The organism is Streptomyces sp. ERV7 (genome assembly GCF_001653515.1).
GTDB lineage: Bacteria > Actinomycetota > Actinomycetes > Streptomycetales > Streptomycetaceae > Streptomyces.
This window is the reverse complement of record NZ_LYOY01000001.1, coordinates 482133-508327: the sequence shown is the minus strand read 5'-3', so window position 1 is coordinate 508327 and position 26195 is coordinate 482133. Positions and strand designations below refer to the sequence as shown.

The 26195-nt window shown below is 72.8% G+C and carries 25 protein-coding genes and 6 pseudogenes; 10 read left to right on the top strand and 21 right to left on the bottom strand.

Annotated elements, in window-relative coordinates:
* Positions 1–26: 26 nt before the first annotated feature.
* From A8W25_RS02250 to A8W25_RS02235, 4 genes are all read right to left on the bottom strand, one after another.
* On the bottom strand, positions 27–398 hold the full coding sequence (locus A8W25_RS02250) for an FKBP-type peptidyl-prolyl cis-trans isomerase (RefSeq protein WP_067154867.1): 372 nt from the start codon (positions 396–398) through the stop codon (positions 27–29).
* Positions 399–455: 57 nt separating this feature from the next.
* Positions 456–1409: an FKBP-type peptidyl-prolyl cis-trans isomerase gene (locus A8W25_RS02245; protein ID WP_067154864.1), complete on the bottom strand. Its 954-nt coding sequence runs from the start codon at positions 1407–1409 to the stop codon at positions 456–458.
* 114 nt (positions 1410–1523) lie between these two features.
* Positions 1524–2885 carry a Pup--protein ligase gene (gene pafA, locus A8W25_RS02240; protein WP_067154861.1) on the bottom strand — a complete coding sequence of 454 codons (1362 nt, stop codon included), beginning with the start codon at positions 2883–2885 and terminating at the stop codon, positions 1524–1526.
* 24 nt (positions 2886–2909) lie between these two features.
* Positions 2910–4154 (bottom strand): MFS transporter, encoded by a 1245-nt coding sequence (locus tag A8W25_RS02235; RefSeq protein WP_067154858.1) that lies wholly within the window; start codon positions 4152–4154, stop codon positions 2910–2912.
* Between the two features lie 53 nt (positions 4155–4207).
* On the opposite strand from A8W25_RS02235, the pseudogene A8W25_RS34660 reads away from it, so the two are divergent.
* The 3 genes and pseudogenes from A8W25_RS34660 to A8W25_RS02225 all read left to right on the top strand — a co-directional run.
* Positions 4208–4423 (top strand): annotated as a pseudogene (locus tag A8W25_RS34660) (LacI family DNA-binding transcriptional regulator); the annotation flags it as partial.
* Positions 4424–4600: 177 nt separating this feature from the next.
* Positions 4601–5410 (top strand): annotated as a pseudogene (locus tag A8W25_RS02230) (FUSC family protein); the annotation flags it as partial.
* A gap of 112 nt (positions 5411–5522) precedes the next feature.
* Positions 5523–6566, top strand: a complete 1044-nt coding sequence (locus tag A8W25_RS02225; RefSeq protein ID WP_067154855.1) for a lactonase family protein — start codon at positions 5523–5525, stop codon at positions 6564–6566.
* A gap of 99 nt (positions 6567–6665) precedes the next feature.
* Here the strand turns inward: A8W25_RS02225 and A8W25_RS02220 are convergent, their stop codons facing one another.
* The 4 genes from A8W25_RS02220 to A8W25_RS02205 form a co-directional block, all read right to left on the bottom strand.
* The gene (locus tag A8W25_RS02220) at positions 6666–7595 is read right to left on the bottom strand and encodes a sirohydrochlorin chelatase (RefSeq protein ID WP_079125758.1); all 930 of its coding nucleotides are present in this window, start codon (positions 7593–7595) and stop codon (positions 6666–6668) included.
* A gap of 95 nt (positions 7596–7690) precedes the next feature.
* Positions 7691–8698 carry an N-acetylglucosamine kinase gene (locus tag A8W25_RS02215; protein ID WP_234386112.1) on the bottom strand — a complete coding sequence of 336 codons (1008 nt, stop codon included), beginning with the start codon at positions 8696–8698 and terminating at the stop codon, positions 7691–7693.
* The gene (locus A8W25_RS02210; RefSeq protein WP_067156612.1) at positions 8695–9372 is read right to left on the bottom strand and encodes a uracil-DNA glycosylase; all 678 of its coding nucleotides are present in this window, start codon (positions 9370–9372) and stop codon (positions 8695–8697) included. Before A8W25_RS02210 ends, A8W25_RS02215 begins: the two co-directional genes overlap by 4 nt.
* A 10-nt stretch (positions 9373–9382) precedes the next feature.
* The gene (locus A8W25_RS02205; RefSeq protein WP_067154845.1) at positions 9383–10471 is read right to left on the bottom strand and encodes a WD40/YVTN/BNR-like repeat-containing protein; all 1089 of its coding nucleotides are present in this window, start codon (positions 10469–10471) and stop codon (positions 9383–9385) included.
* 77 nt (positions 10472–10548) lie between these two features.
* Here A8W25_RS02205 and A8W25_RS35660 point away from each other — a divergent pair, with 77 nt between their 5' ends.
* Complete coding sequence (locus A8W25_RS35660) at positions 10549–10917, top strand: neutral/alkaline non-lysosomal ceramidase N-terminal domain-containing protein (RefSeq protein WP_067154842.1); 369 nt, start codon at positions 10549–10551, stop codon at positions 10915–10917.
* 54 nt (positions 10918–10971) lie between these two features.
* Here A8W25_RS35660 and A8W25_RS02195 read toward each other — a convergent pair whose 3' ends face one another.
* Entirely contained in the window at positions 10972–12075 is a 1104-nt protein-coding gene (locus A8W25_RS02195; RefSeq protein ID WP_067154838.1) for an NADH:flavin oxidoreductase/NADH oxidase, read from the bottom strand.
* 104 nt (positions 12076–12179) lie between these two features.
* Between A8W25_RS02195 and A8W25_RS02190 the strand changes: the two genes are divergently transcribed.
* Positions 12180–12527, top strand: coding sequence for an ArsR/SmtB family transcription factor (locus A8W25_RS02190; RefSeq protein WP_067154835.1), 348 nt, complete (start codon positions 12180–12182; stop codon positions 12525–12527).
* Positions 12528–12656: 129 nt separating this feature from the next.
* Here the strand turns inward: A8W25_RS02190 and A8W25_RS02185 are convergent, their stop codons facing one another.
* From A8W25_RS02185 to A8W25_RS02170, 4 genes and pseudogenes are all read right to left on the bottom strand, one after another.
* Positions 12657–14024 (bottom strand): FAD-dependent oxidoreductase, encoded by a 1368-nt coding sequence (locus A8W25_RS02185; protein ID WP_067156607.1) that lies wholly within the window; start codon positions 14022–14024, stop codon positions 12657–12659.
* A 69-nt stretch (positions 14025–14093) separates the two neighbouring features.
* The gene (locus tag A8W25_RS02180) at positions 14094–14711 is read right to left on the bottom strand and encodes a TetR/AcrR family transcriptional regulator (RefSeq protein WP_067154828.1); all 618 of its coding nucleotides are present in this window, start codon (positions 14709–14711) and stop codon (positions 14094–14096) included.
* Between the two features lie 164 nt (positions 14712–14875).
* A pseudogene (locus A8W25_RS02175) lies at positions 14876–15565 on the bottom strand (HAD family hydrolase); the annotation flags it as partial.
* A 33-nt stretch (positions 15566–15598) separates the two neighbouring features.
* Positions 15599–15781 carry a phosphatase PAP2 family protein gene (locus A8W25_RS02170; RefSeq protein ID WP_324616176.1) on the bottom strand — a complete coding sequence of 61 codons (183 nt, stop codon included), beginning with the start codon at positions 15779–15781 and terminating at the stop codon, positions 15599–15601.
* Between A8W25_RS02170 and A8W25_RS34650 the strand changes: the two are divergent.
* Positions 15780–15999 (top strand): annotated as a pseudogene (locus A8W25_RS34650) (hydrolase); the annotation flags it as partial. The gene A8W25_RS02170 and the pseudogene A8W25_RS34650 sit on opposite strands and share 2 nt — an antisense overlap.
* On the opposite strand, the pseudogene A8W25_RS02165 reads toward A8W25_RS34650, so the two are convergent.
* The 7 genes and pseudogenes from A8W25_RS02165 to A8W25_RS02135 form a co-directional block, all read right to left on the bottom strand.
* Positions 15999–16730, bottom strand: a pseudogene (locus A8W25_RS02165) (FAD-dependent oxidoreductase); the annotation flags it as partial. The pseudogenes A8W25_RS34650 and A8W25_RS02165 sit on opposite strands and share 1 nt — an antisense overlap.
* Before the next feature lie 69 nt (positions 16731–16799).
* On the bottom strand, positions 16800–17417 hold the full coding sequence (locus A8W25_RS02160; protein ID WP_067154828.1) for a TetR/AcrR family transcriptional regulator: 618 nt from the start codon (positions 17415–17417) through the stop codon (positions 16800–16802).
* Positions 17418–17581: 164 nt separating this feature from the next.
* Positions 17582–18271 (bottom strand): annotated as a pseudogene (locus A8W25_RS02155) (HAD family hydrolase); the annotation flags it as partial.
* Between the two features lie 33 nt (positions 18272–18304).
* Positions 18305–18997, bottom strand: a complete 693-nt coding sequence (locus tag A8W25_RS02150) for a phosphatase PAP2 family protein (protein WP_067154825.1) — start codon at positions 18995–18997, stop codon at positions 18305–18307.
* Positions 18998–19046: 49 nt separating this feature from the next.
* The gene (locus tag A8W25_RS02145) at positions 19047–19982 is read right to left on the bottom strand and encodes a M56 family metallopeptidase (protein WP_067154822.1); all 936 of its coding nucleotides are present in this window, start codon (positions 19980–19982) and stop codon (positions 19047–19049) included.
* Between the two features lie 128 nt (positions 19983–20110).
* Positions 20111–20677, bottom strand: a complete 567-nt coding sequence (locus A8W25_RS02140) for a DUF5134 domain-containing protein (protein ID WP_067154819.1) — start codon at positions 20675–20677, stop codon at positions 20111–20113.
* Positions 20678–20826: 149 nt separating this feature from the next.
* Positions 20827–21213, bottom strand: coding sequence for a VOC family protein (locus A8W25_RS02135; protein WP_067156605.1), 387 nt, complete (start codon positions 21211–21213; stop codon positions 20827–20829).
* 93 nt (positions 21214–21306) lie between these two features.
* Between A8W25_RS02135 and A8W25_RS02130 the strand changes: the two genes are divergently transcribed.
* The gene (locus A8W25_RS02130) at positions 21307–21852 is read left to right on the top strand and encodes a GNAT family N-acetyltransferase (RefSeq protein WP_067154816.1); all 546 of its coding nucleotides are present in this window, start codon (positions 21307–21309) and stop codon (positions 21850–21852) included.
* A 15-nt stretch (positions 21853–21867) separates the two neighbouring features.
* On the opposite strand, the gene A8W25_RS02125 is transcribed toward A8W25_RS02130, so the two are convergent.
* Complete coding sequence (locus A8W25_RS02125; protein WP_067154813.1) at positions 21868–22551, bottom strand: glycerophosphodiester phosphodiesterase; 684 nt, start codon at positions 22549–22551, stop codon at positions 21868–21870.
* A 372-nt stretch (positions 22552–22923) separates the two neighbouring features.
* On the opposite strand from A8W25_RS02125, the gene A8W25_RS02120 reads away from it, so the two are divergent.
* Genes A8W25_RS02120 through A8W25_RS02110 form a run of 3 tightly spaced genes read left to right on the top strand, consistent with a single transcriptional unit; the run spans position 22924 to position 26164 of the window.
* Entirely contained in the window at positions 22924–24321 is a 1398-nt protein-coding gene (locus A8W25_RS02120; RefSeq protein ID WP_067154810.1) for a DUF6421 family protein, read from the top strand.
* A gap of 23 nt (positions 24322–24344) precedes the next feature.
* Entirely contained in the window at positions 24345–25106 is a 762-nt protein-coding gene (locus tag A8W25_RS02115; protein ID WP_067154807.1) for an SDR family oxidoreductase, read from the top strand.
* The gene (locus tag A8W25_RS02110) at positions 25103–26164 is read left to right on the top strand and encodes a threonine aldolase family protein (protein WP_067154804.1); all 1062 of its coding nucleotides are present in this window, start codon (positions 25103–25105) and stop codon (positions 26162–26164) included. The genes A8W25_RS02115 and A8W25_RS02110 overlap by 4 nt, the downstream gene beginning before the upstream one ends.
* Positions 26165–26195 lie beyond the last annotated feature (31 nt).

Sequence of the window (26195 nt, the reverse complement as noted above, 5' to 3'; positions counted from 1 at the left end):
CGGGCCCTCGGTGTGATCGGGTGTGATCAGACAGCGACCAGGTCGCAGACGAAGATAAGCGTCTCGCCCGGCGCGATCCGGCCACCGGCGCCACGGTCGCCGTAGGCGAGGTGCGCGGGGATGGTCAGCTGGCGACGGCCGCCGACCTTCATGCCCTGGACGCCCTTGTCCCAGCCCTGGATGACCTGGCCGACACCGAGCTTGAACTCCAGCGGGTTGCCGCGGCTCCAGGAGGAGTCGAACTCCTCACCGGTGGAGAAGGCGACGCCCACGTAGTGGACCTTCACGAAGTCGCCCGCCTTGGCGACGTTGCCGTCGCCCTCCCAGATCTCCTTGATCTCCAGGTCCGCCGGCGGCTCGCCCTCGGGGAAGTCGATCTCGGGCTTCTCGATGCTCACTGAACTGCTCCTCTTGAATACGTGCAGGGCAACCCGGACAGTCTTACATCTTCACCGTCACATCTTGGACAGGATGTCGATCGAGAAGACCATGGTCGAGTTGGCCGGGATACCCGACTGCTCCTTGTCGCCCAGGCCCTGGTCCGGCGGGATGACCACCATGATGCGGCTGCCCACCTTCTTGCCGACCAGTCCGGCCTTGAGGCCCTTGAGGGTCAGGTTGGGCAGCGCGAAGGTCTGCGTCTTGCCCTGGTCGTAGGTGCTGTCGAACTTCTTGCTGTCCTTCCACAGGAAGGCCTCGTACGCCAGGACCACGGTGTCCGTGTCCTTCACCACGTCGCCGTCGCCCTCCAGCACGTAGTCGGAGACCAGCTTCTTGGGCGCGTCGGTCTTGGGGATGGTCAGCGTCGGCGCCTTGCCGTCGGTGTTGGTGCCCACCTTCGGCAGGTCCTTGTCGTCCTGCGCGACCTCCTTGCCCTTGGCGGAGGCCGGGATGGTGGTCGCCTTCACGATGTCCACGACGAAGACCAGGGTGGCGTTGGGCTTGATGCTGTCGCCCTGGCCCTGCGCGCCGTAGCCCAGCTCCGGCGGGATGCCCAGCTCGACGCGGCTGCCGACCTTCTGGCCCTCCAGGCCCTGGTCCCAGCCCTTGATGACCTGGCCGGCGCCGAGGGTCAGCGTGAACGGCTCCTTGCGGTCGAAGCTGTTGTCGAACGGCTTGTCCGAGTCCCAGGCCTGACCGAGGTAGTTCACGGACACGGCGTCGTTCTTCTTGAGCGCCGCGCCCTTGCCCTCGCTGATGACGTTCACCTTCAGGGCCTTGGGCGGGGTGCCCTCGCCCTTGGCGAGGGTCGGCTTCTCCCCGAACTTGGCGCCCGCGGTGATGGCGGGCAGGCCGTTCTTCATCGAGGCGGAGTCGGAGGGGGAGTCGGAGCCCTTGTCGTCGCTTCCGCAGGCGGCTGTGGCAACCAGCAGCAGCGGGACGGCGAGCAGGCCGGCAAGTCGGCGCACGTGTTCCTCAGATCTCAGACGGCACGGTAGTTTGCCGCCACTCTAAGGCGTACTACGGGCCCCGTACGAGGAACGTACGGGGCCCGTGTTCACGTCGCCGGTCTCATGATCCGGTCACATACCGGCGATCAGCTTCTCCACCCGGTCGTCCACGGAACGGAACGGGTCCTTGCACAGCACGGTGCGCTGTGCCTGGTCGTTGAGCTTGAGGTGCACCCAGTCGACGGTGAAGTCCCGCCGCTGCTCCTGCGCCCGGCGGATGAAGTCGCCGCGCAGCCGCGCCCGAGTGGTCTGCGGGGGCACCGACTTGCCCTCGAAGATCTTCAGGTCGTTGCAGATCCGCGCCGCCTGGCCCTTGCGCTCCAGCAGGTAGTACAGCCCCCGCTGGCGGTGGATGTCGTGGTACGCCAGGTCTATCTGCGCGACCCGCGGATGCGACATGGTCATGTTGTTCTTCGCCCGGTACCGCTCGATCAGCCGGTACTTCATGACCCAGTCGATCTCGGTGCCGATCCGGTCCAGGTCCTCGGCCTCGATCGCGTCGAGCGTGCGGCCCCACAGCTCCAGGACCTGGTCGACGGTGCCGGTGCGGATGCCCCGGCGCTCCACGAAGTCCACGGCCTTCTCGTAGTACTCCCGCTGGACCTCCAGCGCCGACGCCTCACGACCGCTGGCCAGGCGCACCTTGCGCTGGCCCGTGATGTCGTGCGAGACCTCGCGGATCGCCCGGATCGGGTTCTCCAGCGTCAGGTCGCGCATCACCGTGCCCGCCTCGATCATGCGCAGCACCAGGTCGGTGGCACCGACCTTGAGCAGCATGGTCGTCTCGGACATGTTGGAGTCGCCGACGATCACGTGCAGCCGCCGGTAGCGCTCGGCGTCGGCGTGCGGCTCGTCCCTGGTGTTGATGATCGGGCGCGAGCGGGTCGTCGCGGAGCTGACGCCCTCCCAGATGTGCTCGGCGCGCTGGCTGACGCAGTAGACCGCGCCGCGCGGAGTCTGGAGGACCTTGCCCGCCCCGCACAGGAGCTGACGGGTGACCAGGAAGGGGATGAGGATGTCCGCCAGCCGGGAGAACTCGCCGTGCCGGGCGACGAGATAGTTCTCGTGGCACCCGTAGGAGTTTCCCGCGGAATCGGTGTTGTTCTTGAAGAGGTAGACGTCGCCCGCGATTCCCTCCTCGTGCAGGCGGCGTTCGGCGTCGACGAGCAGGCCTTCGAGAATGCGCTCGCCGGCCTTGTCGTGGGTGACCAGCTCGGTCACGTTGTCGCATTCGGGAGTTGCGTATTCCGGATGCGAACCCACGTCGAGGTAGAGGCGGGCGCCGTTCCGCAGGAAGACATTGCTGCTGCGGCCCCATGACACAACACGGCGGAAGAGGTAGCGCGCCACTTCGTCAGGTGACAGTCGGCGCTGTCCCCTGAACGTGCACGTGACGCCGTACTCGTTCTCCAGCCCGAAAATGCGGCGGTCCATGACTGAACATTACGCCCGTTGCCCTCAGCTGAAACCGGGTTCGACGGCACGGGTTGGATCATTTTGGTCAACTCCCACGACGCTTTCCGTACGCCCGGGAGCTGCGAGGACCCCTCGGGTGGCGAGCAGCACCACCAGTGCGGCCGCCCCGCCCCCGCCCGCGACGGCGAAGCCGGCCGCGCTGCCGCCGAGTTCGACGGCGGGACCTGCGACGGCCGTGCCGAGCGCGGTGCCGACGCCGAACGCGGTCACCAGCCAGGAGAAAGCCTCGGTCACGGTGCCGCGCGGGGCGTGCCGGTCGACCACGATGAACGCGCAGGCGATGCACGGCGCGAGGAAGAGCCCGGACACCACGGCGAGCCCGGCCATGGGGACGACACCGGGGACGAGCATCAGCGGCAGATAGCCCACGGCGAGCAGCGCGACGAGCGAAACCAGCCTTTTCTCGGGAGCTCCGGCCCACTGGCGCGCCCCGTACACCAGACCGCCGAGCAGCGCCCCCAGGCCGTTCGCCGCCATCAGCCAGCCGTAGATCGCGTCTCTGCCGTGGTCGTCCGCGTAGGCGGAGGCCGCCACGATGATCGCGCCCAGCGCCAGGCCGACGAAGAAGAAGGCTCCGAGGAGCGCGAGCAGCCCGGTGGAGCGCAGGGCGCCCAGCCAGTGCGCCTCGCGCGGCGCCGAGCGCCACGCGCGCGAGGGGCGCGAGAGGACCACCGAGAGCGCGCCGAGCACCCCGAGCACGTTGATGGCGACCAGCGCGGTGGCGGGCGACCACAGGGCGATACCGAGGGTGACCAGGAGCGGTCCGACCGTGAACATCACTTCCTGGGCTATCGCGTCCATCGCGTACGCGGTGTGCACCTGGTCCTGGCGGGTCAGGACGCTGGGCCACAGCGCCCGCAGCCCGCCCTCCAGCGGCGGGGTGCAGAACCCGGCCACCACCATCGCCGTGTACGCCACCGCGACCGGGTCGAGGCCGCTGAACGCGAGGACGGCCATCCCCAGCGCGCTGGCCACCGACGCCGGCAGCATCACCCGGGGCTGCCCGTACAGGTCCACGGACCGGCCGAGCAGCGGCTGACCGGCGGCGGTGGCCAGGCCGTACACCGCGGTGAGCGCGCCCGCCAGCGAGTAGCTGCCGCCCTCGGCGCGGACGAACAGGACCACGGCGATGGCCGCCGTGGCGTTCGGCAGCCGCCCGGTCAGCGTCCCCACCAGCAGTCGCGCGGCGTGCCGCGTCCGGAGGATCTCCAGATATCCCGCCGCCATGTCGCCCCTCGGTTGGATGAGTTTTACGTATAACGTCCGACGTCATACGTACCATGTCGACAACCCCCGGGTCCACCCCGGAGCAAGGACACCCAGGCGCCCCACCCCACCCGGAGGACCCCGTGAAGACCCAGCCGACCAGCCGGGACGTCGCCCGCGCGGCCGGGGTCTCCCAGGCCACCGTCTCCCTCGTCCTCGGCGACAAGTGGCGCGGCCGGGTGTCCGAGCGGACGGCGGGCCTGGTGCGCGAGGCCGCCCGCGAGCTCGGCTACCGGCCCAACCTCGCCGCCCGCAGCCTCCGCCTCGGCCGCACCCGCACCGCCCTGCTGGTCGTCCCCGCCCTGACCAACGAGTTCTTCGCCCGCGTCTACACCGGCGCCGCCCGGGTCGCCGCCGAACACGGCTTCGGCGTGGTCCTCTACCCCTCCCCCGAGGGCGTCGGGCCGCTCGGCACGGTCGCGGGCATCGCCGCCGGTCTGCTGGTCGCCCTGCCGCTCCACGGCGCGCCCGCGCCGACGGCCGCACTGGTCGCGGTCTGCGTCTTCGGGATCTTCTACACGGCCGCGCCGTCGTACAGCTGGATGATGTTCTTCGTCACCGTCATGGCCGGCCTGCTCTACGGGCTGCTCGGCGTGCTCCACCCCGGGCTGCTGCTCCTGCGCTTCGAGGAGACCGCCGTCGGTGCCCTCGGCGCCGCCGCGGCCGTCGCGCTGGTCCTGCCGGTGACCACGCACGCGGCGACCGACGCCTGGATCCAGCGCGCGCTGCACTGCGTACGCGGCTGCACCAGCGCGGCCACCCGACGGCTCGCCGGGGACGAGGGCGCGGACCCCGCGCCGCACGCCGCCGAGCTGGAACTGCTGCTCGGCCGCGTCCGTCTCGCGCTCGCGCCGCTGGTCCACCCGCTCAGCCCGCTGAAGGGCCGCCGCTCGCGCGCCCGGCAGATCACCGCGCTGCTCGACGACTGCGCCCGCGAGGTACGCGGTCTGGCCGCCGTCGCCGCCGACCCGGCCGCCTCCCACGACGCCCGGCTGACGGCCGCGTGCCGCCGGGTCGAGGCGGCGGTCGAGGCACTGGTCACTCCGGCGGCGCGCGCGGGTGCGGCGACGGCGGCACCGGCCTCGGCCGTGGCCGCCGAGCACCACCATCCCGCCGCCGAGGCAGCCCTGCGTCATCTGCACGCCCTGGAGCACGCCCTCGCCGCTCTGGCCACGCCCCTGCGCACCTCGCCGCGCGCACCGGCCCTCACGGCCTGACCCCCGCCTCGGGAGCGTTGCCCGCCAGTTGGTCTAGACCGCCTGCTACGGTCGCCGCAGTCGGCGCCGGGCCCAGCCCCGTGCGCACAGTCGCGCGGAGAGGGGTAGCACGGTGGCCGAGAGCAGCGCCGGGCGGGCATTCATCGGGTCGTTCACCACGGCGGGCGGGCGGGGCGTCACCGTCGCCGCCGTGGACGCGGCGACGGGCGCGCTCACCCCGCTCGGCGCCACCGCCACCCTCCCGAACCCCTCGTTCCTGACCCTGTCGGCCGACGCCACCGTGCTGTACGCGGTGGGCGAGAGCGAGCCCGGCACGGCCGCCGCCTTCGACGTCACCGGCGACACCCCGGTCCTGCTCGGCGAGCCGGTGCCGGTGGACGGCGCCGCCCCGACCCACCTCGCGCTCGCCGCCGGCCACCTGGTGACCGCCAACTACACCTCGGGCAGCGTCACCACGCTCCCGGTGCTCCCCGACGGGCACCTGGGCCCCGCCTCGTACGTCCTGAAGCACCACGGCTCGGGGCCGGACCCCAAGCGGCAGAGCGGCCCGCACGCCCATCAGGTGCTGCCCGACCCGAGCGGGCGCTGGCTGCTCAGTGTCGACCTCGGCACCGACTCCGTGCGCGTCTGCGCCCTCGACGCGTCGACCGGCGCCCTGCGCCTGCACGGCGAGACCGCGCTGCGCCCCGGCACCGGCCCCCGCCATCTGGCCTTCCACCCCGACGGCCGTCACGCGTACGTCCTGAACGAGCTGGAGCCCACGCTCGTCGTCTGCCGCTGGAACGCCGCTGAAGGCACCCTGGAGCCCCTGGAGGAGACCCGGGTGGTCCACGAGGGGGTGACGACCGAGACGTTCCCCTCCGAGGTCGTGGTGGCGCGCGACGGACGGTTCCTGTGGGTCGCCAACCGGGGCCACGACTCCATCGCGACGCTCGCGCTCGACCCGGACGGCGGGCACGCGGCCCTGGTGGCCACCGTGGACTGCGGCGGGCGCTGGCCGCGCCATCTGACCCTCGGCCCCTCGGGCCGCCGCCTCTACGCCGCCAACGAGCGCTCCGGCGACGTCAGCTGGTTCGACCTCTACGAGGAGAGCGGCATCCCGCGCCTGGCCGGCTCGGTGCCCGCGCCTGCCGCCTCGTGCGTCGTCTTCGGCTGAGCTGCCGCCCGTCGCCCCCCGTGCCCATGCGAAGGGCCCGCACCCTCGTCGGGTGCGGGCCCTTTCGCGTCACGTGTACGCGTACGAGTAGCGGGTGCGTCAGTGCACCGGGGAGCCCTGCGGCTGCGGCGTGATGCCCAGCGCGGCCGCGTACTGCGACAGTACGAGCTTGCCGATCGCCGGGTAGGCGCCCAGCGGCTCGGCCGCCGGGCAGCCTGCTTCCTTGGTGGCGGCGTCGAGCAGCCCGTCCGCGACCTCGGGGCCGATCAGATACGGGGCGACCGCGAGCTGCACCGAGCCGGAGCCGCGCAGCTGCTCGGCCATGGCGGCGATCGAGCCCTCCTGGTCGAGCGCGGCGGCCATCACGGGCACGGCGAGGCGGGCGGCCAGCAGCATGCCGGTGATCCCGGCGGCCTGCACGGCCTCCTCGCCGCCGACCGTCGCCAGGATGATGCCGTCGGCGGCGGTCGCGACCGTGAACAGCCGGGCGCGGTCGGCGCGGGCCAGACCGGCCTCGGAGAGGCGCACGTGCAGGGCCTCGGCGAGCAGCGGGTGCGGGCCGAGCACATCGGTCAGCTCGGCGGCGGCACGGCTGTCCATGACGGCCTGGCGCACCCGGCGGATCAGCGCGCTGTCGGGACCCGCGAGCAGCGGCACGACGACGGCGACGGGGCCGTCGGGCGCGGCGACGTCCTGGCCGGCGGCACGGGCCCGCTCGTAGCGGGCGGTGCGCTCGGCGGCGGTGTGCGCGAGCACGGCGTCCAGCGGGGGGAACTCCATGGAGGCGTCATCCGCGCCGTCCAGGTAGCCGATCCGGGCATCGAGGCCGGGCAGCTCGGAGCGCGCGATGCTGATGACTTCCTCGGCCAGGGCGCGCACGGCGGGGGAAGGGGTACCGGGAACGGCGAGAACGAGCGCGGGCGCGCCCTCGGGAGCGACCGCCGGCTCCGGGCGGCGGTGCCGCCCTGGCTGGCGGGGTCGCGGCATTCGTACAGGCAGGCCGGATGCGGGCCCAGTGGGGGAGCTCATGGCGCCGCATGCTACTGGCTTTGCGGGCGCGGCTGTTCGGGTAGGGGGCAGGTGAGCGGTATCTGTCCTGATTTATCCCGTGAGTGACATTGCCCTCAAGTGTCCTGCTCTGTCGTGACCCACAACATGCGTGGATGGTGCGGCAGTCGCAGCTCCCCGCGGGCCAGCGCCGAGGCGATCACCAGGGCTCCGGCGAGCGGATCTCCCGCCGCGGGCACCCTGCGCGCATACGGCGCGAGGGCCGCGAGCTCCTCCCGTACGGGCGCGAGCAGCGCATCGCCCAGGTGGAACAGGCCGCCGGTGAGCGCCACTTCGCATTCGCTCACACTTTCGCCCGCACCCTCGCCGACCGGGCACACGGCCGCCGCCGACTCGGCGATACCGCGCGCCGCCTCCCGCAGGATCGACGCCGCGACCGGGTCGGACGCGGCGCAGCGCCCCACTTCGGGCGCGAACGAGGCCAGCACGGCGGGCCGGTCGGTGCGCGGATACAGCAGCCCGGGCAGCTCCGCCACCGGGCCGAACAGCGCCTCGGCCCGATCGAGCAGCGCGGCCGAGCCGCCGCGCCGGCCGTCGTGGGCGCGCATCGCCGCCTCCAGGCCCGCGCGGCCGATCCAGGCGCCGCCGCCGCAGTCGCCGAGCAGATGGCCCCAGCCGTCGGCCCGCCGCCACCGCGTCAGATCCGTGCCCAGCGCGATCATTCCGGTGCCTGCGGCGACCACCGCGCCGGGCCGCTGGCCGAGCGCTCCCGCGTACGCCGTCACCGCGTCGGCGGCCAGCGCGAGGCGCCGCACCCCGAGCGCGCCGAAGAGCGCCGGGGGCAGCTTGGCGCGCAGGTCGTCGCCGAGCGAGGCCATCCCGGCGGCGCCCACGGCCACCGCCGCCACCCGGTCCGCACCGGTGCGGTCCAGCAACTCCATCGCGGCGGGCACCAGTTGGCCGAGGAGCTGCCCGGCGTCGATCCCGGCGCGACCCGTCCGCACCGGCTCGTCGGACGCCAACACCTCGGCCGGGGCGCCCTCTTCGGCCCGGCGGAGGGCGAAGCGCACCCCGGACCCGCCCGAGTCGACCCCGAGCACCCAGGCGTCGGCGCCGACGGTCACGGCAGGCGCCAGTCGACCGGCTGCGCGCCCTGCCGCACCAGGAGGTCATTGGCGCGGCTGAACGGCCGCGACCCGAAGAAGCCCCGGTCCGCCGACATCGGCGAGGGGTGCGCGGACTCGATCGCCGGGAGCTCGCCGAGCAGCGGGCGCAGATTGCGGGCGTCGCGTCCCCACAGCACCGAGACCAGCGGGGTCCCGCGCGCGACCAGCGCGCGGATGGCCTGCTCGGTCACCTCCTCCCAGCCCTTGCCGCGGTGTGCGGCGGGCTTGCGGGGCGCCGTGGTCAGCGCCCTGTTCAGGAGCAGGACGCCCTGCTGCGTCCAGGGCGTCAGGTCCCCGTTGGAGGGCCTGGGCAGCCCCAGGTCGGTGTGCATCTCGCGGAAGATGTTCTCCAGGCTGCCCGGCAGCGGACGCACCTCGGGGGCGACCGAGAAGGAGAGCCCCACGGCGTGCCCCGGCGTCGGATAGGGGTCCTGGCCCACGATCAGGACCCGTACGTCCTGGAACGGCTGCTGGAAGGCCCGCAGCACATGCTGTCCGGCCGGGAGGTAGGTGCGCCCCTGGGTGATCTCCTGGCGGAGGAAGTCGCCCATCGAGGCGACCCTTCCGGCCACGGGCTCCAGAGCGTCCGCCCACCCGGGCTCGACGATCTCTTTCAACGGTCGTGCTGCCACGGCCGTCACTCTACTGGCGGATCACCGCCGCCCGGACGCAGAGCACATCCGGCAGGTGCGAGGTGAGCAGCCCCCAGGTGTCGCCGTCGTCCGCGCTCGCGTACACCTCGCCGTTGCGGTTTCCGAAGTACACGCCCGCCGGGTCGGCGTCGTCGGTGCACAGGGCGTCGCGCAGCACCGTCCCGTAGTGCGCCTGGGAGGGGAGTCCGGCCGACAGCGGCTCCCAGGTGCGGCCCCCGTCCTCGGTGCGGAAGACCCGGCACTTGTTCTCGGCCGGGACCCGGTCCGAGTCGGCCGTGATCGGGAAGACGTACGCCGTGTCGGGGCGGCGGGGGTGGGTCGCGGCGGCGAACCCGAAGGTGGACGGCAGGCCCTCGCCGATGTCCTGCCACCGCCCGCCGCCGTCGTCGCTGCGGTAGACCCCCCAGTGGTTCTGCAGGAACAGCCGGTCCGGGTCCGCCGCGTCCTGCGCGATCTTGTGCACGCACTGGCCGAACTCGGGGTGCTGGTCGGGCAGGAAGACCGCCGAGACGCCCTTGTTGGCGGGCGCCCAGCTCTCGCCGCCGTCCCGGGTGCGGAAGACCCCGGCCGTGGACACCGCGACGGTCACCGCCCGGGCGTCGCGGGGGTCGGTGACGATGGTGTGCAGGCCCTCACCGCCGCCGCCCGGCACCCACTGCGACCGCGTCGGGTGCTCCCACAGCGGGCGCACCAGCGCGAAGCTCTCGCCGCCGTCCTCGGAGCGGAACAGCGCGGCCGGTTCCGTGCCCGCGTAGACCACGTCGGGCGCCTCCGGGCCCGCCGGGTGCAGCTGCCATACTCGCTCCAGCGACCTCCCCGTGAACTCCGGGAACTTCACCGCCGGTTGGGGTGGCTCCACCCAGGTCGCGCCCAGGTCGTCCGAGCGGAAGACGGAGGGTCCCCAGTGCGCGCTGTCGCCGCCGACGAGCAGTCGGGGGACCGCGCGCCGGGTGTCGATCGCGATCGAGTAGACCGCCTGGGCATTGAAGTGCGGACCGCCGAACCGCCACTCGCCGCCGTGTCTGCGGCCGATGAACAGTCCCTTGCGCGTCCCCACAGTGAGCAGTACGTCAGTCATCGCGACCCCTCCAAAACGCCGTTGTCCCGGATAGTGGCCAGTCTGCACCCGACCACTGACAGCGGCCCCCGCAGACGGTGTCCGCGCAGGTCAAAGGGCGTGGGCCGACCTCGCGAGCCCGTCCGGGACGCCGCCCCGGCCGTATTCACCCGTACGAGAGCGGAGCGACCACGACCGAGCGCGCCACGGGGTCCGGGGCCGGGCGGGACACGGAGACCGGGGGCGGGACGGACACGGGGTTCCTCGCCGGGCGGGGCATCGCCGACATCACCGGCGAGGCAGCCGAGTGCGGCATGCTCGGCTACGGCAAGGCCGACCAGCGCACCGCGGGCATCCACACCCGCCGGCGCGCCCGCGCCTTCGCCTTCGCCGACCGGGCGGCCCCGGCGGCCGTTACCGCCTCGCCTACCACGGGGACACGGCGAAGGGCCCGTTCACCGGGGTGACCGAGCCCTTCGGGATCAGCTGAGGGAGGACCGGCCAGGGGCCTTCCGGGGGCTTCAGCGCGCGCGCAGGTACTGCTTCGGGATGTGCGGCTCGGCGCCCAGCTCACGGGCCGCCTGGCGTGCCCACGACGGGTTGCGCAGCAGTTCGCGGCCGAGCAGGACCGCGTCCGCCTCCCCGTTGGCGAGGATCTTCTCGGCCTGGGCCGGCTCGGTGATCAGGCCGACGGCGGCGACGGGCAGGGCGCTCTCGTCGCGCACCCGGGCCGCGAACGGGACCTGGTAGCCGGGGCCGACGGGAATGCGCACCCCCGCGGCGTTTCCGCCGGTCGACACGTCGAGGAGATCCACGCCGCGCTCCTTGAGCAGGGCCGCGAGGCGGACGGTGTCATCGGCGTTCCAGCCGCCCTCCTCCAGCCAGTCGGTGGCCGAGACGCGGAAGAACAGCGGCAGCTCCTCGGGCCACACCGCCCTTACGGCGTCGGTGACTTCGAGCGCGAGGCGCACCCGGTTCTCGAACGAGCCGCCGTACGCGTCCGTGCGCTTGTTGGAGTGCGGGGAGAGGAACTCGCCGATCAGATAGCCGTGGGCGCCGTGGATCTCGACGACCTTGAACCCGGCGTCCTGAGCACGCCGGGCCGCGTCGGCGAACTGCCCGGTGATCTCCTTGATCTGATCGACGGTCAGCTCGGTCGGCACGGTGTGGTCGGGGTCGAACGCCACCGGGCTCGGTCCGACCGGCTGCCAGCCCTCCTCGGTTCCCGGGGCGAGCGGCGCGCCGCCCTGCCAGGGGCGGTCGGTCGAGGCCTTGCGCCCCGCGTGGGCTATCTGGATTCCGGGCACCGTGCCCTGCTCCTCCAGGAGGCGGGTGATCCGGCGGAACGCCTCGACCTGGGTGTCGTTCCAGATGCCGAGGTCCGCGGGGGAGATCCGGCCCTCGGGGCTGACGCCGGTCGCCTCGACGAGGATCAGGCCCGTGCCGCCTGCCGCCCGGGCCGCGTAGTGGGCGAGGTGCCAGTCGTTCGCCACGCCCGCGCCCGGGCCGAACGCCTCGGCGCTGTACTGGCACATCGGCGCCATCCAGATCCGGTTCGGGATGGTCAGCGACCGCAGGGTGTAAGGCTCGAACAGGGCACTCGCAGCAGGCACGGCAGACTCCATTCAGAACGGCCGCGGCGCCACGGGGCGGCGCCGGGTTCGCTTCGTACGATACGCATCGTAGTACGGGGGATGTCAAACTACGATGAGTCTCGTACAATGGGGAGGTGTCCACAGCAACGAGCAAGCGCGAACTCGACCACCCGGCGCGCGAGGAGATCCGTCTGGAGGCGGTGCTGCACGCGCTCTCCGACCCCATCCGGCTGCGCGTGGTCCGCGAGCTGGCGACCGCCGACGGCGAACTCTCCTGCTCGTACTTCGACTTGCCCGTCACCAAGTCCACGACCACGCACCACTTCCGGGTGCTGCGCGAGAGCGGCGTCATCCAGCAGACCTACCGGGGCACCGCCAAGATGAACGGGCTGCGCCGCACCGACCTGGAGGAGCTCTTCCCCGGCCTGTTCGACCGCATCCTGGAAGCGGCGGCGCTCCAGGGGGCGCGCCTCGGCGGCTGAGCGCCGCTCGGCCCCGGCATCGCCCGCCCGCGCGGCCCTCGTGCCCCGGGCATGCCCTGCCCCGGCTCGGCCTTCGCGCGCGTACGCCCTGCCCCGCCTCGGCCCTCGCGCGCGTACGCCCTGCCCGGCTCAGCCCTCGCGCGGGCCCAGCGCCGCCGAGAGCAGCCCCTCCCAGTCGGCGATCTTCACCGAGCCCCGGCCCAGCGAGCGCCCGAGCTCCGCCTCCGCCCGCTCGATGTCCTGCCAGCCGCGCCACTGCACGGGCCGCAGCCCCGACTCCCGCATGGCGTCCACGGGTTCGCCGTCCACGGGCCGCCGCGCAAGGGCCTCCGCGTCCTCCAGGAGCGAGGTCACCGTCTCCTTGGCGCACGGGCGGTTGGTGCCGATGACGCCGGTCGGGCCGCGCTTGATCCAGCCCGCCACGTACTCGCCGGGGGAGGGTGCGCCGTCGCGCAGGACGCGTCCGGCCGCGTGCGGGACCGTCCCCGTCGCCGGGTCGAACGGCAGGCCCGCCAGCGGCACGCCCAGATAGCCGACCGCCCGCAGGACCAACTGCGCCTCGATCTCCTCGTACGTGCCGGTGCCCCGTACGCCCCCGGCCCCGTCCGGGGCGGTGTGCTCGAACCGGACGCCGCCCACCCGCCCGTCCCGCTCCAGGATCTCCACCGGGCGCAGGAAGAACCGCAGCCGCAGCGTGCGCTCCACACCGCGCGGCTCGCGGTCCGCCGCGGCCCAGCCGCGCAGTACCTCGACGTTGCGGCGGACGGCGGCGGGCAGCGCGGAGGGGTCCGAGCAGGCCGGGTCCAGGGCCAGTTCGGCGGCGTACGCAACGGCCTCGGCACCCGGCAGCGAGCCCAGCTCGCGCAGCTCCTTCGTGGTGAACTTCGCCTGCGAGGGGCCGCGCCGGGCGACCATGTGCACCTCGCGCACCCGGCTCGCCGCCAGCGCCCCCAGTGCCGCGTGCGGCACGTCGGTGGGGCGCAGCTCGTCGGCGCCGCGCGACAGGATGCGGGCCACGTCGACCGCCACGTTGCCCGCGCCGATGACGACGGCCGAGCGGGCGGTGAGCCAGTCGAGCGAGAAGCCGCCCGCCGAGGCGTCGGGGTGGGCGCTGTACCAGGCGACGAAGTCGGTGGCCGAGCAGCTGCCCGGCAGGTCCTCGCCGGGAATGCCCAGCCGGCGGTCGGCGGACGCGCCCACGCAGTACACCACCGCGTGGTAGAGCCGCAGCAGCCGCTCCGGCGACATGCCCCCGGGGCCGATCTCGACATGGCCGAGGAAGTTGATCCGCTCGTCCTCCAGGACGGTCCGCAGGTTGTTCTGGAGCGACTTGATCTTCTCGTGGTCGGGCGCCACCCCGTAGCGCACCAGTCCGTACGGGCAGGGCAGCCGGTCCAGGACGTCGACCCGCAGCCCCGGGACCGTGCTCTGGGTGACCAGGGACTGGGCGGTGTAGACCCCGCTCGGCCCGGAACCGACGACGGCGATGCGCAGCACGAAGGGTGCTCCCTTCCCGCAGGAGGATCCCACCAGGGACTCCAGCATCGCACCGGGGCGCGCGCGGCGTCAGGGGACGGGGAGGGGTTTCCCCTGCGGCGGCGGGTTGCCGAGCTCCCAGTCGAGCCCGAACCGCTGGAACAGCTCGGCGCGCAGCCGGGGCACCTCCATGGGGGCGCCGGGCAGCAGCGCCGCGAAGACCGCGCCCATCAGGAGCGCGCGCAGCATCGGGTAGTCGGCGTCCACGTCCGTCGAGCCGTACCGCTCCATGGTGTCCCGCAGCAGCCAGGACAGACGCTGCTGCTCGGGGCACTGCACGAACCCCTCGGCCTGCAGGATCCCGGCCATGTGGGCGCGCATCAGTACGGGATGGACCCTGGTGAGGCCCAGTATGGCGTCGATGGCGCGGGCGAGCAGCTCCCGGCCGTCGTCGGTGCGCGGCTCCTGCTCCAGGCCCGCCTGGAGGGCCAGGTGCATGACCCGGTGGACGGCCGACTGGAGCAGCTGGCGCTTGCCGGGGAAGTAGTACGAGACCAGACCGCGTGCCGAACCGGCCCGGTCGGCGATGTCGCCGAGGGTGGTCGCCTCGTAGCCGCGCTCCGCAACCAGCTCGACTGTCGCCTGGAGCAGCCGCTCACGGGAACGTCGGCGCAACTCTTCATTGACCGATGCGCTGCGCGGGGACATGCTGTAACTCCTGCGTTGACTGGCTCTGAGCCAATATACTCAGGTCACCGTATGCGGGAACCCCTCGCGGGGGTTCTGGCCTGCGGATTTGCTGCCCTTTCTGGGTGACGCGGGGGATCACCCAGGAGGGGCGGCCCAGTTCTGCCCTGCCCTTCGTCCCGGTCGACGACGGCCAGGACGGGGCCCAGCCCGGCCGGCCGCTCCTCGACCGGCAGATGGTCCACGAAGTGGACGGCGCAGCCCAGAGCCGCGGCGCCGCCGTCCGCCCGGCGGTCGTCGCCCACCATCAGCACCTCGCCCGGCTCCCGCCCGATCGCCTCGCAGGCCGCCCGGAACAGCCGGACGTCCGGCTTCTGCACCCCGTGCTCGTACGACAGGACGTACGCGTCCACCAGGCCGTCCAGGCCGTGGGCGCGGAAGACCGGCCGCAGATCCCAGCCGATGTTGCTCACCACCGCCACGCGCGCGCCCCGCTCCCGCAGCCCGCTCAGGACGGCGCGCGCGTCCGGATAGGGGCGCCAGGCGGCCGGCGCCATGTGCCGTTCGTAGAGCGCGGTGTACAACTGCGGATCCGGCAGCGTCACCGTTTTCGCGAGCCCCGTGTACGTGGCCCGGTGGAGCTCGGCGCTGCGGTCGCGGGTCGCCCAGAGCTCCGCCAGGGGCGGCGGTACGGGTGAGGGGTCAAGGCCGCCGGGCTGCGCTCCCGCCCGTGTCAACTCATCGGTGTACTTGGTGAGTTGCTCCTCGGGGAGCGTGATGCCCCGTTCTTCGAGGACGGCGTCCAGCCAGTCCCGTGTGGACTCGATGCGGAACAGTGTCCCGGAGAAGTCGAACAGCACACCCTTGATCGCCATGGCCGCGATCCTTCCCCGCCGCCCCTGGCCGGTTCAAGCCCCGTCGGCGGGTTGCGGCCGGTTCGCGCCCCATTTCCCGTACGCCGCCGCCGACACTGCCACCAGGGCCGCGCCGATCAGCCAGCCGCCGACCACGTCCGAGAGCCAGTGGACGCCGAGACAGACGCGGGTGAACCCCACCCCGAGCACCGAGACGGCACCAAGGATCGCGGCCATGGCGATCAAGGGTGTGCTGTTCGACTTCTCCGGGACACTGTTCCGCATCGAGTCCACACGGGACTGGCTGGACGCCGTCCTCGAAGAACGGGGCGCCGCCCCTGGCGGAGCTCTGGGCGACCCGCGACCGCAGCGCCGAGCTCCACCGGGCCACGTACACGGGGCTCGCGAAAACGGTGACGCTGCCGGATCCGCAGTTGTACACCGCGCTCTACGAAGCGGCGGGCAGCGCGGAGGGGTCCGAGCAGGCCGGGTCCAGGGCCAGTTCGGCGGCGTACGCAACGGCCTCGGCACCCGGCAGCGAGCCCAGCTCGCGCAGCTCCTTCGTGGTGAACTTCGCCTGCGAGGGGCCGCGCCGGGCGACCATGTGCACCTCGCGCACCCGGCTCGCCGCCAGCGCCCCCAGTGCCGCGTGCGGCACGTCGGTGGGGCGCAGCTCGTCGGCGCCGCGCGACAGGATGCGGGCCACGTCGACCGCCACGTTGCCCGCGCCGATGACGACGGCCGAGCGGGCGGTGAGCCAGTCGAGCGAGAAGCCGCCCGCCGAGGCGTCGGGGTGGGCGCTGTACCAGGCGACGAAGTCGGTGGCCGAGCAGCTGCCCGGCAGGTCCTCGCCGGGAATGCCCAGCCGGCGGTCGGCGGACGCGCCCACGCAGTACACCACCGCGTGGTAGAGCCGCAGCAGCCGCTCCGGCGACATGCCCCCGGGGCCGATCTCGACATGGCCGAGGAAGTTGATCCGCTCGTCCTCCAGGACGGTCCGCAGGTTGTTCTGGAGCGACTTGATCTTCTCGTGGTCGGGCGCCACCCCGTAGCGCACCAGTCCGTACGGGCAGGGCAGCCGGTCCAGGACGTCGACCCGCAGCCCCGGGACCGTGCTCTGGGTGACCAGGGACTGGGCGGTGTAGACCCCGCTCGGCCCGGAACCGACGACGGCGATGCGCAGCACGAAGGGTGCTCCCTTCCCGCAGGAGGATCCCACCAGGGACTCCAGCATCGCACCGGGGCGCGCGCGGCGTCAGGGGACGGGGAGGGGTTTCCCCTGCGGCGGCGGGTTGCCGAGCTCCCAGTCGAGCCCGAACCGCTGGAACAGCTCGGCGCGCAGCCGGGGCACCTCCATGGGGGCGCCGGGCAGCAGCGCCGCGAAGACCGCGCCCATCAGGAGCGCGCGCAGCATCGGGTAGTCGGCGTCCACGTCCGTCGAGCCGTACCGCTCCATGGTGTCCCGCAGCAGCCAGGACAGACGCTGCTGCTCGGGGCACTGCACGAACCCCTCGGCCTGCAGGATCCCGGCCATGTGGGCGCGCATCAGTACGGGATGGACCCTGGTGAGGCCCAGTATGGCGTCGATGGCGCGGGCGAGCAGCTCCCGGCCGTCGTCGGTGCGCGGCTCCTGCTCCAGGCCCGCCTGGAGGGCCAGGTGCATGACCCGGTGGACGGCCGACTGGAGCAGCTGGCGCTTGCCGGGGAAGTAGTACGAGACCAGACCGCGTGCCGAACCGGCCCGGTCGGCGATGTCGCCGAGGGTGGTCGCCTCGTAGCCGCGCTCCGCAACCAGCTCGACTGTCGCCTGGAGCAGCCGCTCACGGGAACGTCGGCGCAACTCTTCATTGACCGATGCGCTGCGCGGGGACATGCTGTAACTCCTGCGTTGACTGGCTCTGAGCCAATATACTCAGGTCACCGTATGCGGGAACCCCTCGCGGGGGTTCTGGCCTGCGGATTTGCTGCCCTTTCTGGGTGACGCGGGGGATCACCCAGGAGGGGCGGCCCAGTTCTGCCCTGCCCTTCGTCCCGGTCGACGACGGCCAGGACGGGGCCCAGCCCGGCCGGCCGCTCCTCGACCGGCAGATGGTCCACGAAGTGGACGGCGCAGCCCAGAGCCGCGGCGCCGCCGTCCGCCCGGCGGTCGTCGCCCACCATCAGCACCTCGCCCGGCTCCCGCCCGATCGCCTCGCAGGCCGCCCGGAACAGCCGGACGTCCGGCTTCTGCACCCCGTGCTCGTACGACAGGACGTACGCGTCCACCAGGCCGTCCAGGCCGTGGGCGCGGAAGACCGGCCGCAGATCCCAGCCGATGTTGCTCACCACCGCCACGCGCGCGCCCCGCTCCCGCAGCCCGCTCAGGACGGCGCGCGCGTCCGGATAGGGGCGCCAGGCGGCCGGCGCCATGTGCCGTTCGTAGAGCGCGGTGTACAACTGCGGATCCGGCAGCGTCACCGTTTTCGCGAGCCCCGTGTACGTGGCCCGGTGGAGCTCGGCGCTGCGGTCGCGGGTCGCCCAGAGCTCCGCCAGGGGCGGCGGTACGGGTGAGGGGTCAAGGCCGCCGGGCTGCGCTCCCGCCCGTGTCAACTCATCGGTGTACTTGGTGAGTTGCTCCTCGGGGAGCGTGATGCCCCGTTCTTCGAGGACGGCGTCCAGCCAGTCCCGTGTGGACTCGATGCGGAACAGTGTCCCGGAGAAGTCGAACAGCACACCCTTGATCGCCATGGCCGCGATCCTTCCCCGCCGCCCCTGGCCGGTTCAAGCCCCGTCGGCGGGTTGCGGCCGGTTCGCGCCCCATTTCCCGTACGCCGCCGCCGACACTGCCACCAGGGCCGCGCCGATCAGCCAGCCGCCGACCACGTCCGAGAGCCAGTGGACGCCGAGACAGACGCGGGTGAACCCCACCCCGAGCACCGAGACGGCACCGGCCGCGGCCACCGCCCGCCGCACCGCCGGGCGCGCGCCCCGGGCGACGGCCAGCCACAGCAGGAGGCCGAATGTCACCGTCACGGTGAGCGCGTGGCCCGAAGGGAAGGCCGCGTACGACGCGGAATCGACGGGATCCGGCCAACTGGGCCGCTCCCGCCCGAGCGCCGCCTTCAGGCTCTGCTGCACGAAGGTGCCCAGCGCGCTCGTCGCCGCCGCCCACAGGGCGAGGCGCCGTCCGCCGCGTACGAAGAGGGCGACGACCACCACGGCCAGCAGGGCGCGCATCGTCCAGGTGTCCCAGACCCAGTCGGTGAGCACCCGGTTGGCGTGGGTGAACCCCCGCTCGGCCACGGCCTTCCTGTGGAGCCCGTCGGCGACCTTGTGGTCCAGGGACATCAACGGCCCCCACTCGGCCGCCACAAGGGCCGTCAGGAGGCCGGAGAGGGCCACCAGGGCCGCGCCCGCGCGGGCCGTACCAGTGGCGCGGGCGGGGGCGTGGGTCGGCGGGGGGGCGACGGGCATGGGCTGGATCCTCGCTGAGGGTGCCGGTCGGTCCTTCGCGGGGCGCGTGCTAGCCGAGGGCGCGCAGGCCCGGGACGAAGGCCACCAGCAGGGGCACGACCGGGACCAGGGCGGCCGCCGCCGTCAGCCGCAGCCGGTGGCCCGCGGTGAGCCGGGGCGAGGCGGCGAGCAGGCGCTTCACCCGCTGCGGGACCTCGCCGTGCGCGGTGGGGCAGGGGCCGAACAGGCCCCGGTCCTCGTTGAGTTCGACCAGGGCGAGCGCGATCGTGAGGCGGCCGTAGCGCCGCGAGGCGACGTCGTCCGCGGCCAGCTCCACCAGCCGGTGCATCTCGTCCCGGAAGGCCGCGAACACCGGGATCTTCGGGAAGCCGTTGGCCAGCGCGGCCGAGCAGTGCAGCAGCCAGTGGTGGCGGGCGCGCGCGTGGCCCTGCTCATGGGCGAGCACCGCATCGAGCTGACGGCCCTTCAGACGTCGAAGTGCCGCTGTGGTGATGACCAGTTGGGGGCTGGGGCCGGGCAGCCACCAGGCGTCCGGGCGCCGTCCCTCCAGGACCACCAGCGGCGCCCCGCCGGGCTCCTCGCCGGGCAGCAGCGGCGCGCGCACCAGCAGCTCCGAGCGCCGCGCCCGGCGCCGTGCCCGCGCGTCGCGGACCTCCCGGGTGAGCATCGCGGCCGTCCAGGCGCCACCGCAGAAGAGCAGCACCGCGAGCGCCGCCGACCACGGGCCGTACGGGCCGAGCCCATAGGCGTCGATCACCGCGCGCGGGGCCGCCGCGAACACCTGCATCCGCACTGTCTGCCAGGCCGCCGCCGCGCTGAAGACCATCGCCAGCGCGAAGCAAAGCAGCACCGCCCCCACCACGCACTGCCAGACCCACAGCGCCACCACCGGCTCGCGCTCGGCCCAGTGGGCGCGCGCGAACAGCCGCGGGGCCACCACGGCGGACACGACGCCGAGCGCCAGCAGCGCGAGGGAGACCATCATGGCCTCAGCCTATGAGCGGGGCCGTCCCGATAGGTACGACCTCGCGCGCCAAGTGACGCACGCCACGTTTTGATCACGATCGGCGGCGGCCGTCGCGGGGTGGACGGCAGACGAACCGCGGGCGGACGTCAGAGGGCGAGCAGCATCGCCAGCATGGCGATTCCCATCGACAACCGGCAGGCCAGGGTCAGTTCGGGCCGCGCGCCCCAGCCGGGCGCACCGCCGTCGCCCGCCGGACCCGCCGTGGGCAGCAGCCGCGCGCCCGTGGTGAGGACGTAGCCCACGTAGTAGACGAGCAGCGCGCCGGTGACGAGCGGGATCCCGCCCGCGGGGCCCGTGTGGCCCCCGTGTGCCGCGTGGCCGCCCACGCCGCTCATCGCCAGCGCCATGTAGACCATGGCGAGCGAGCCGATCGCATGGTGCAGATGGTGGCCGCCGCCGTTCCCGCGCGCGAGCCAGCCCGCCCGCAGGGCCGCGGCCCCGAAGACCCCCGCGTACGCGGCGGAGATCCAGGACGGCGGGGTGGCGAACGCCGCCGGGACGGCCATCGCGGCCATGCCGAAGCCCATCACCGCCTCGCCCCCGGCCGAACTGCGCGCGCGTGGGCAGGTGCTGCGCAGCCGCAGGACGCAGTACGCGCCGGTGGCCGCGCACACCGCCACGAGCAGCCAGCCGGACAGCGCGGTTCCGTGCATGGCACACCTCCCCGCTCGACATGTCGCCCTGCCGAGGGGTCGATTCCCGTATCGGCCGTTGCGCACGCGGGCGCAAGGACACACAAGGGGGCGCGTGAGGGGCTCGCGTGACGCCGGGCTGTCGGGTCGGCCGCCGCCGGCCGCCGGCGTCAGGGGCGAAAGCGCAGCGGATGGTCGGCGGGCACCTCGACCACCACGATCTCCACCCCGTCCGGGTCCTGGAGCCACATCTCGATCAGCCCCCACGGCTCGCGCACCGGGGGACGCGGGACCTCCACCCCGCGCCCGGTCAGCTCCTCGTACGCCTCGGCCGCGTCCGCCACCTGGAGCCACAGCCGCAGACCGGGGGAGGGCGGCGCCTCGGCGCGGCCGGAGACCTCCAGGAAGCCGCCGCCGAGGAAGTAGACCGTGCCGCGCTCCGGCCCCGTACCGAACTCGCGGTGGACGGCGAGCCCCAACTGCCCGCCGTAGAAGGCGCGGGAGCGGTCGGGGTCGGTGGGGCGGAGGAGGGTCCTGCTGCTCAGCACATGCACCATGCCCATGCAGCCTAGGGGCTCTCCGGCGGGGCGGGGTTAGGCTCGGGGGGGGTGCGCCCGCCACGTCATGATGCAGTTGGGAGAACGTTCGCCATGGACACCACCCGCGCCGGAGAGCTGAGCTACCGGGACGCCACCGAGGCCGATGTCGAGGAGCTGGTGCCGCTCATCGAGTCGGCGTACCGCGGGGACTCCAGCCGGACCGGCTGGACCACCGAGGCGGACCTCCTCGAAGGGCAGCGCACCGACCCGGAGGGGGTGCGCCAGGTGATCGCCGCGCCCGGCAGCCGACTGCTCACGGTGGAGCGGGACGGCCGGATCGTCGCCTGCTGCCAGCTCGAACACCGGGGCCACGCGGCCTACTTCGGCATGTTCGCGGTCCGCCCCGAGCTCCAGGGCGGCGGCCTCGGCAAGGAGATCATCTCCGCGGCGGAGCGCAGCGCGCGCGAGGCGTGGGGGGTCACCGAGATGCATATGACGGTGATCTCGGTGCGGGACGAGCTGATCGCCTGGTACGAGCGGCGCGGCTACCGCCGTACGGGAAAGATGACGCCCTTCCCGTACGGCGACGAGCGCTTCGGCATCCCGCAGCGCGCGGACCTCGCCTTCGAGCTTCTGGTGAAGGAGCTGGCCCAGTGACTCCGCGGGGCCTTCTCAGGCGGTGAAGCGGCCGGTGCGGCGGATTTCCGGATAGTCGGTCGTCGCGCCGTCCAGGCCCAGCGCGCGCACCAGCCGCAGATGGTCCTGGGTGTTCACCACCCAGCCGATGACCTGCACGGACGCGGCGTGCGCCCGTTCGACCTCCGCCAGGGTGAGACGGCGGATGTCCAGGGAGAGGGCGTGCGCGCCCACCGCCGTGGCCCGGTCCACGATGTCCGCGTCCCAGTGGCTCGCGACCAGGACCGTCCGTACCCCCGGCACCAGCGAGGACATCCGCGCGAGCGCCTCGTCGTGGAACGAGGAGACCGTGACCCGGCCCACGGCATCGCGCGCGTGGATGACGCGGGCGAGCCCCTCGGCGGCCCTGACGTCCTTGATCTCGGCCTGGAGCGGTGAGCCGACCGCGTCCAGGACCTCCTCGAACAGCGGGATGCGCTCGCCCTGACCGGCGTCGAGCTCCCGCAGCTCGGCGACGGTCTTGTCGGCCACCGGGCCCTTTCCGTCCGTGGTGCGGTCCACCTCGGCGTCGTGCAGCACGACGAGCGCGCCGTCCTTGCTGAGGTGCAGATCCAGTTCGATGACGTCCATGCCCGAGCGTTCGGCGCGGACGAAGGAACGCAGGGTGTTCTCCGGCTCTACACCCATGACCCCGCGATGACCGATGGTGAGGAACGTCAAGACAGGCCTCGCTTCCGTCGACGGCGGTTTCCGCGCGGGCCATCCCGAGCGCACGCGGCAGTGCCGCAGCCTAACGGCCGGGGCGCGCGATGGACCCCGGCTCGCGCGGGGCGGTGGAGGCGTCGGCCCGGTCGCCGCACGGCGTACGGGGGCCCGACGGGTCACCCGGAGGTGGGCGAGTCCCGGCGCCCTTGACGCGGGGGAGCACTACGTCTGCGCCGTGGCAGAACCGAGCGCCCCGGCGGAGCATTGCAGGAAGAACAGCGGCTTGTGTGACGGCGCACAGGATAATTTCCTGGGATCCCTCTTGAGCGGGGTAACCGAACACGGATACGGTGTCTTAACGCGAGGTTCTCCTGTGGAGGAAGTGACATGACGGAAATTCTTGTGCAGGACGTGGCTGCCAGTGGCGTGATCGCCGCCCGGCCCGTGGTCGAGCACCCTGCCTGGACCGTGCTCAAGAGTTCCGTCGAGGAGATCCGGCCCTGGCAGTCCAAGGACGGATCCATCGACTTCGACGCCGAGGGCGCGCCCACCCGCGCGGCCGCCGAGGCCGTCGTCGAGCGGATCGTCTCCGCCGTCGAGGAGCTCTCGCCGCTGCTGCCGCACGACGCCGCCTACCACCGCGCCGTCGTCGCCGACCTGCGCAAGTGGGCCGACAGCGCCTTCGACGTGCCGGACTTCCTGGACTCGCTGCTCGCCTTCCACCCGGCCGCGGACCGCGCCGACGGGCTGCAGCGCCTGGTGGTCTTCCCCATGTACACGCAGAACGGCAACCTGGACCGCAACTTCGAAGCGGTCGTGCTGCGCATGGTGTGGCCCGACTGGCTGGCCGAGCTGGAGGCCACCCGCTACGACAACCCGCTCTTCTGCGGCATCGCCTTCGAGGACTTCACCGCCGGGTACGACACCCACTCGGCCGTCCTCTTCCCGGAGACCATCGCCGTGCGCGAGGCGCCCGAGCGCTTCACCTGGGGCGGCATCTTCTGCGACCGCGAGGCCGCCCGCTTCCGCCGCGTCACCGAGGCGGCCGTCGACCTCCTCGGCGTCGAGCTGCCCGAGGACATCAAGGCGATGGTGGGCGACCAGGAGCGCTGCGAGAAGGCCTTCGTGCTCTGGGACATGGTCCACGACCGCACCCACAGCCACGGTGACCTGCCGTTCGACCCGTTCATGATCAAGCAGCGCCAGCCGTTCTGGATGTACGGCCTGGAGGAGCTGCGCTGCGACCTCACCGCCTTCAAGGAGGCCGTGAAGCTGGAGGCCGAGGGCAACCAGCACGGACGTGACGTGCAGTACGCGGTGCTCTTCGACCGGATGTTCCGCTTCCCGGTCTCCGGCGACCGCAACCGCAACTACGACGGTCTCGGCGGCCAGCTGCTCTTCGCGTACCTGCACAAGCACGACGTGGTGCGCTGGACCGACAACAAGCTGCACATCGACTGGGAGCAGGCCCCCCGGGTCACCAACGAGCTCTGCGCCGAGATCGAGAAGCTCTACCGGGACGGCATCGACCGCCCGAAGCTGGTGCACTGGTTCGCCGCGTACGACCTGGTCTCCACCTACCTCGCGCCGCACCCGGGGTCCCGCTGGGCCAAGGGTCCGGACGCCCTGGACCTCTCGCTGCCGCCGCGCAAGCTCGTCGACGACGTGCTCGCGGACGAGTTTCCCCTGAGCATGTTCTATGAGGCGCTCGCCAAGAAGCTGAAGGACGTGATTGCCTCCACCAAGGGGATCACCGCGGCGAACGCCGAGCGAGCTGCCGCGTGAGCAGTCGTGCGGAGGAGACGATCATGAACGGCAACGGGAATGGCAACGGGTCGCTGAGCGGCGCCGTGGTCGCGGTGGCCGGGGCGGCGGGCCCCGCGGGCCGCGCCGCCCTGCTCAGGCTGGCCGAGGCGGGTGCCACCGTGGTGGCGTCCGACGCGGACGCGGCGCGGCTGGCCGAGGCCGTCGACGCGGCGCGCTACGCCCACGGCGGCGCGACGGTCGTGGGCGACACCGTCGACCTGCTCGACCTGGAGGCCACCCGTGAGTGGGCCGCCAGGACCGAGAAGGAGTTCGGCCGGATCGACGGCCTGGTCCACCTCGTGGGCGGCTGGCGCGGCGCCTCCTCCTTCACGGAGGCCGACCCGGCCGACTGGGAGCTGCTGGAGAAGCTGCTCGTCAAGACCGTCCAGCACACCTCGCTGGCCTTCCACGACGGGCTGCTGCGCAGCGACCGCGGCCGCTATGTGCTGGTGAGCCAGTCCGGCGCGCACAAGCCCACCGCGAACAACGCCGCGTACAACGCGGGCAAGGCCGCGGCCGAGGCGTGGACCCTGGCGATGGCCGACTCGTTCCGCAAGGCGGGGGGCGAGGAGGGGCCGAACGCCGCTGCTGCCATCCTGGTGATCAAGGCACTGGTGCACGACGCGATGCGCGCCGAGCGCCCGAATGCGAAGTTCGCGGGCTTCACCGACGTCAAGGAGCTGGCCGAGGCCATCACCGGAGTCTGGGACCGGCCCGCCGTGGAAGTGAATGGACAGCGCCTGTGGCTGACCCCCAAGCCGTGAAGACGGACGCGCGACGGCACCACGACCCCGAGGTGCGCGGCTTCGCCAGCGACAACTACGCGGGCGTGCACCCCGAGGTCCTGGCCGCCATCGCGCTCGCCAACGGCGGGCATCAGATCGCGTACGGAGAGGACGACTACACCGACCACCTCCAGCGCGTCATCCACAGCCACTTCGGCGCCGGCGCCGAGGCGTTCCCGGTCTTCAACGGGACGGGCGCCAACGTGGTCGCCCTCCAGGCGCTGACCGACCGCTGGGGTTCGGTGATCTGTGCCGAGTCCGCGCACATCAACGTGGACGAGGGCGGCGCGCCGGAGCGCATGGCGGGCCTGAAGCTGCTCACCGTGCCCACGCCGGACGGCAAGCTCACCCCCGAGCTCATCGACCGGCAGGCCTGGGGCTGGGAGGACGAGCACCGCGCGATGCCGCAGGTCGTCTCGCTCGCCCAGAACACCGAGCTGGGCACGGTCTACACGCCCGACGAGATCCGCGCGATCTGCGACCACGCCCACCAGCACGGTATGAAGGTGCACCTCGACGGTGCCCGGATAGCCAACGCGGCAGCGTCGCTGAACGTGCCGATGCGCGCGTTCACCAACGCCGCGGGCGTCGACGTGATCTCGTACGGCGGCACCAAGAACGGCATGCTCTTCGGCGAGGCCGTCGTCGTGCTCAACCCGGACGCGGTGCGCCGGATGAAGCACATCCGCAAGATGTCGATGCAGCTCGCCTCCAAGATGCGTTTCGTCTCGGTGCAGTTGGAGGCGCTCCTCGCCAAGGACCTGTGGCTGCGCAACGCGCGCCACGCCAACGCGATGGCGCAGCGGCTCGCCGAGGGCGTCCGCGCGGTCGACGGGGTCGAGATCCTCTACCCGGTCCAGGGCAACGCGGTCTTCGCCCGGCTGCCGCACGACGTGAGCGAGCGGCTGCAGAAGCGCTACCGCTTCTACTTCTGGGACGAGGCGGCGGGCGACGTCCGCTGGATGTGCTCGTACGACACCACCGAGGGCGACGTGGACGGCTTCCTCCTGGCGCTCAAGGAAGAGATGTCCCGCTAGCCGCCCCGTGCGCGCGTGAATTTGTATGCGG

What these genes read in the sequence shown, in the direction of transcription:
- pafA (WP_067154861.1), bottom strand. Translation starts at nt 2,885, where the DNA reads ATGGACCGCCGCATTTTCGGGCTGGAGAACGAGTACGGCGTCACGTGC.
- A8W25_RS02235 (WP_067154858.1), bottom strand. Translation starts at nt 4,154, where the DNA reads ATGGCGGCGGGATATCTGGAGATCCTCCGGACGCGGCACGCCGCGCGA.
- A8W25_RS02220 (WP_079125758.1), bottom strand. Translation starts at nt 7,595, where the DNA reads ATGAGCTCCCCCACTGGGCCCGCATCCGGCCTGCCTGTACGAATGCCG.
- A8W25_RS02205 (WP_067154845.1), bottom strand. Translation starts at nt 10,471, where the DNA reads ATGACTGACGTACTGCTCACTGTGGGGACGCGCAAGGGACTGTTCATC.
- A8W25_RS02195 (WP_067154838.1), bottom strand. Translation starts at nt 12,075, where the DNA reads ATGGAGTCTGCCGTGCCTGCTGCGAGTGCCCTGTTCGAGCCTTACACC.
- A8W25_RS02180 (WP_067154828.1), bottom strand. Translation starts at nt 14,711, where the DNA reads ATGTCCCCGCGCAGCGCATCGGTCAATGAAGAGTTGCGCCGACGTTCC.
- A8W25_RS02170 (WP_324616176.1), bottom strand. Translation starts at nt 15,781, where the DNA reads ATGGCCGCGATCCTTGGTGCCGTCTCGGTGCTCGGGGTGGGGTTCACC.
- A8W25_RS02160 (WP_067154828.1), bottom strand. Translation starts at nt 17,417, where the DNA reads ATGTCCCCGCGCAGCGCATCGGTCAATGAAGAGTTGCGCCGACGTTCC.
- A8W25_RS02150 (WP_067154825.1), bottom strand. Translation starts at nt 18,997, where the DNA reads ATGCCCGTCGCCCCCCCGCCGACCCACGCCCCCGCCCGCGCCACTGGT.
- A8W25_RS02145 (WP_067154822.1), bottom strand. Translation starts at nt 19,982, where the DNA reads ATGATGGTCTCCCTCGCGCTGCTGGCGCTCGGCGTCGTGTCCGCCGTG.
- A8W25_RS02140 (WP_067154819.1), bottom strand. Translation starts at nt 20,677, where the DNA reads ATGCACGGAACCGCGCTGTCCGGCTGGCTGCTCGTGGCGGTGTGCGCG.
- A8W25_RS02135 (WP_067156605.1), bottom strand. Translation starts at nt 21,213, where the DNA reads ATGGTGCATGTGCTGAGCAGCAGGACCCTCCTCCGCCCCACCGACCCC.
- A8W25_RS02130 (WP_067154816.1), top strand. Translation starts at nt 21,307, where the DNA reads ATGGACACCACCCGCGCCGGAGAGCTGAGCTACCGGGACGCCACCGAG.
- A8W25_RS02120 (WP_067154810.1), top strand. Translation starts at nt 22,924, where the DNA reads ATGACGGAAATTCTTGTGCAGGACGTGGCTGCCAGTGGCGTGATCGCC.
- A8W25_RS02115 (WP_067154807.1), top strand. Translation starts at nt 24,345, where the DNA reads ATGAACGGCAACGGGAATGGCAACGGGTCGCTGAGCGGCGCCGTGGTC.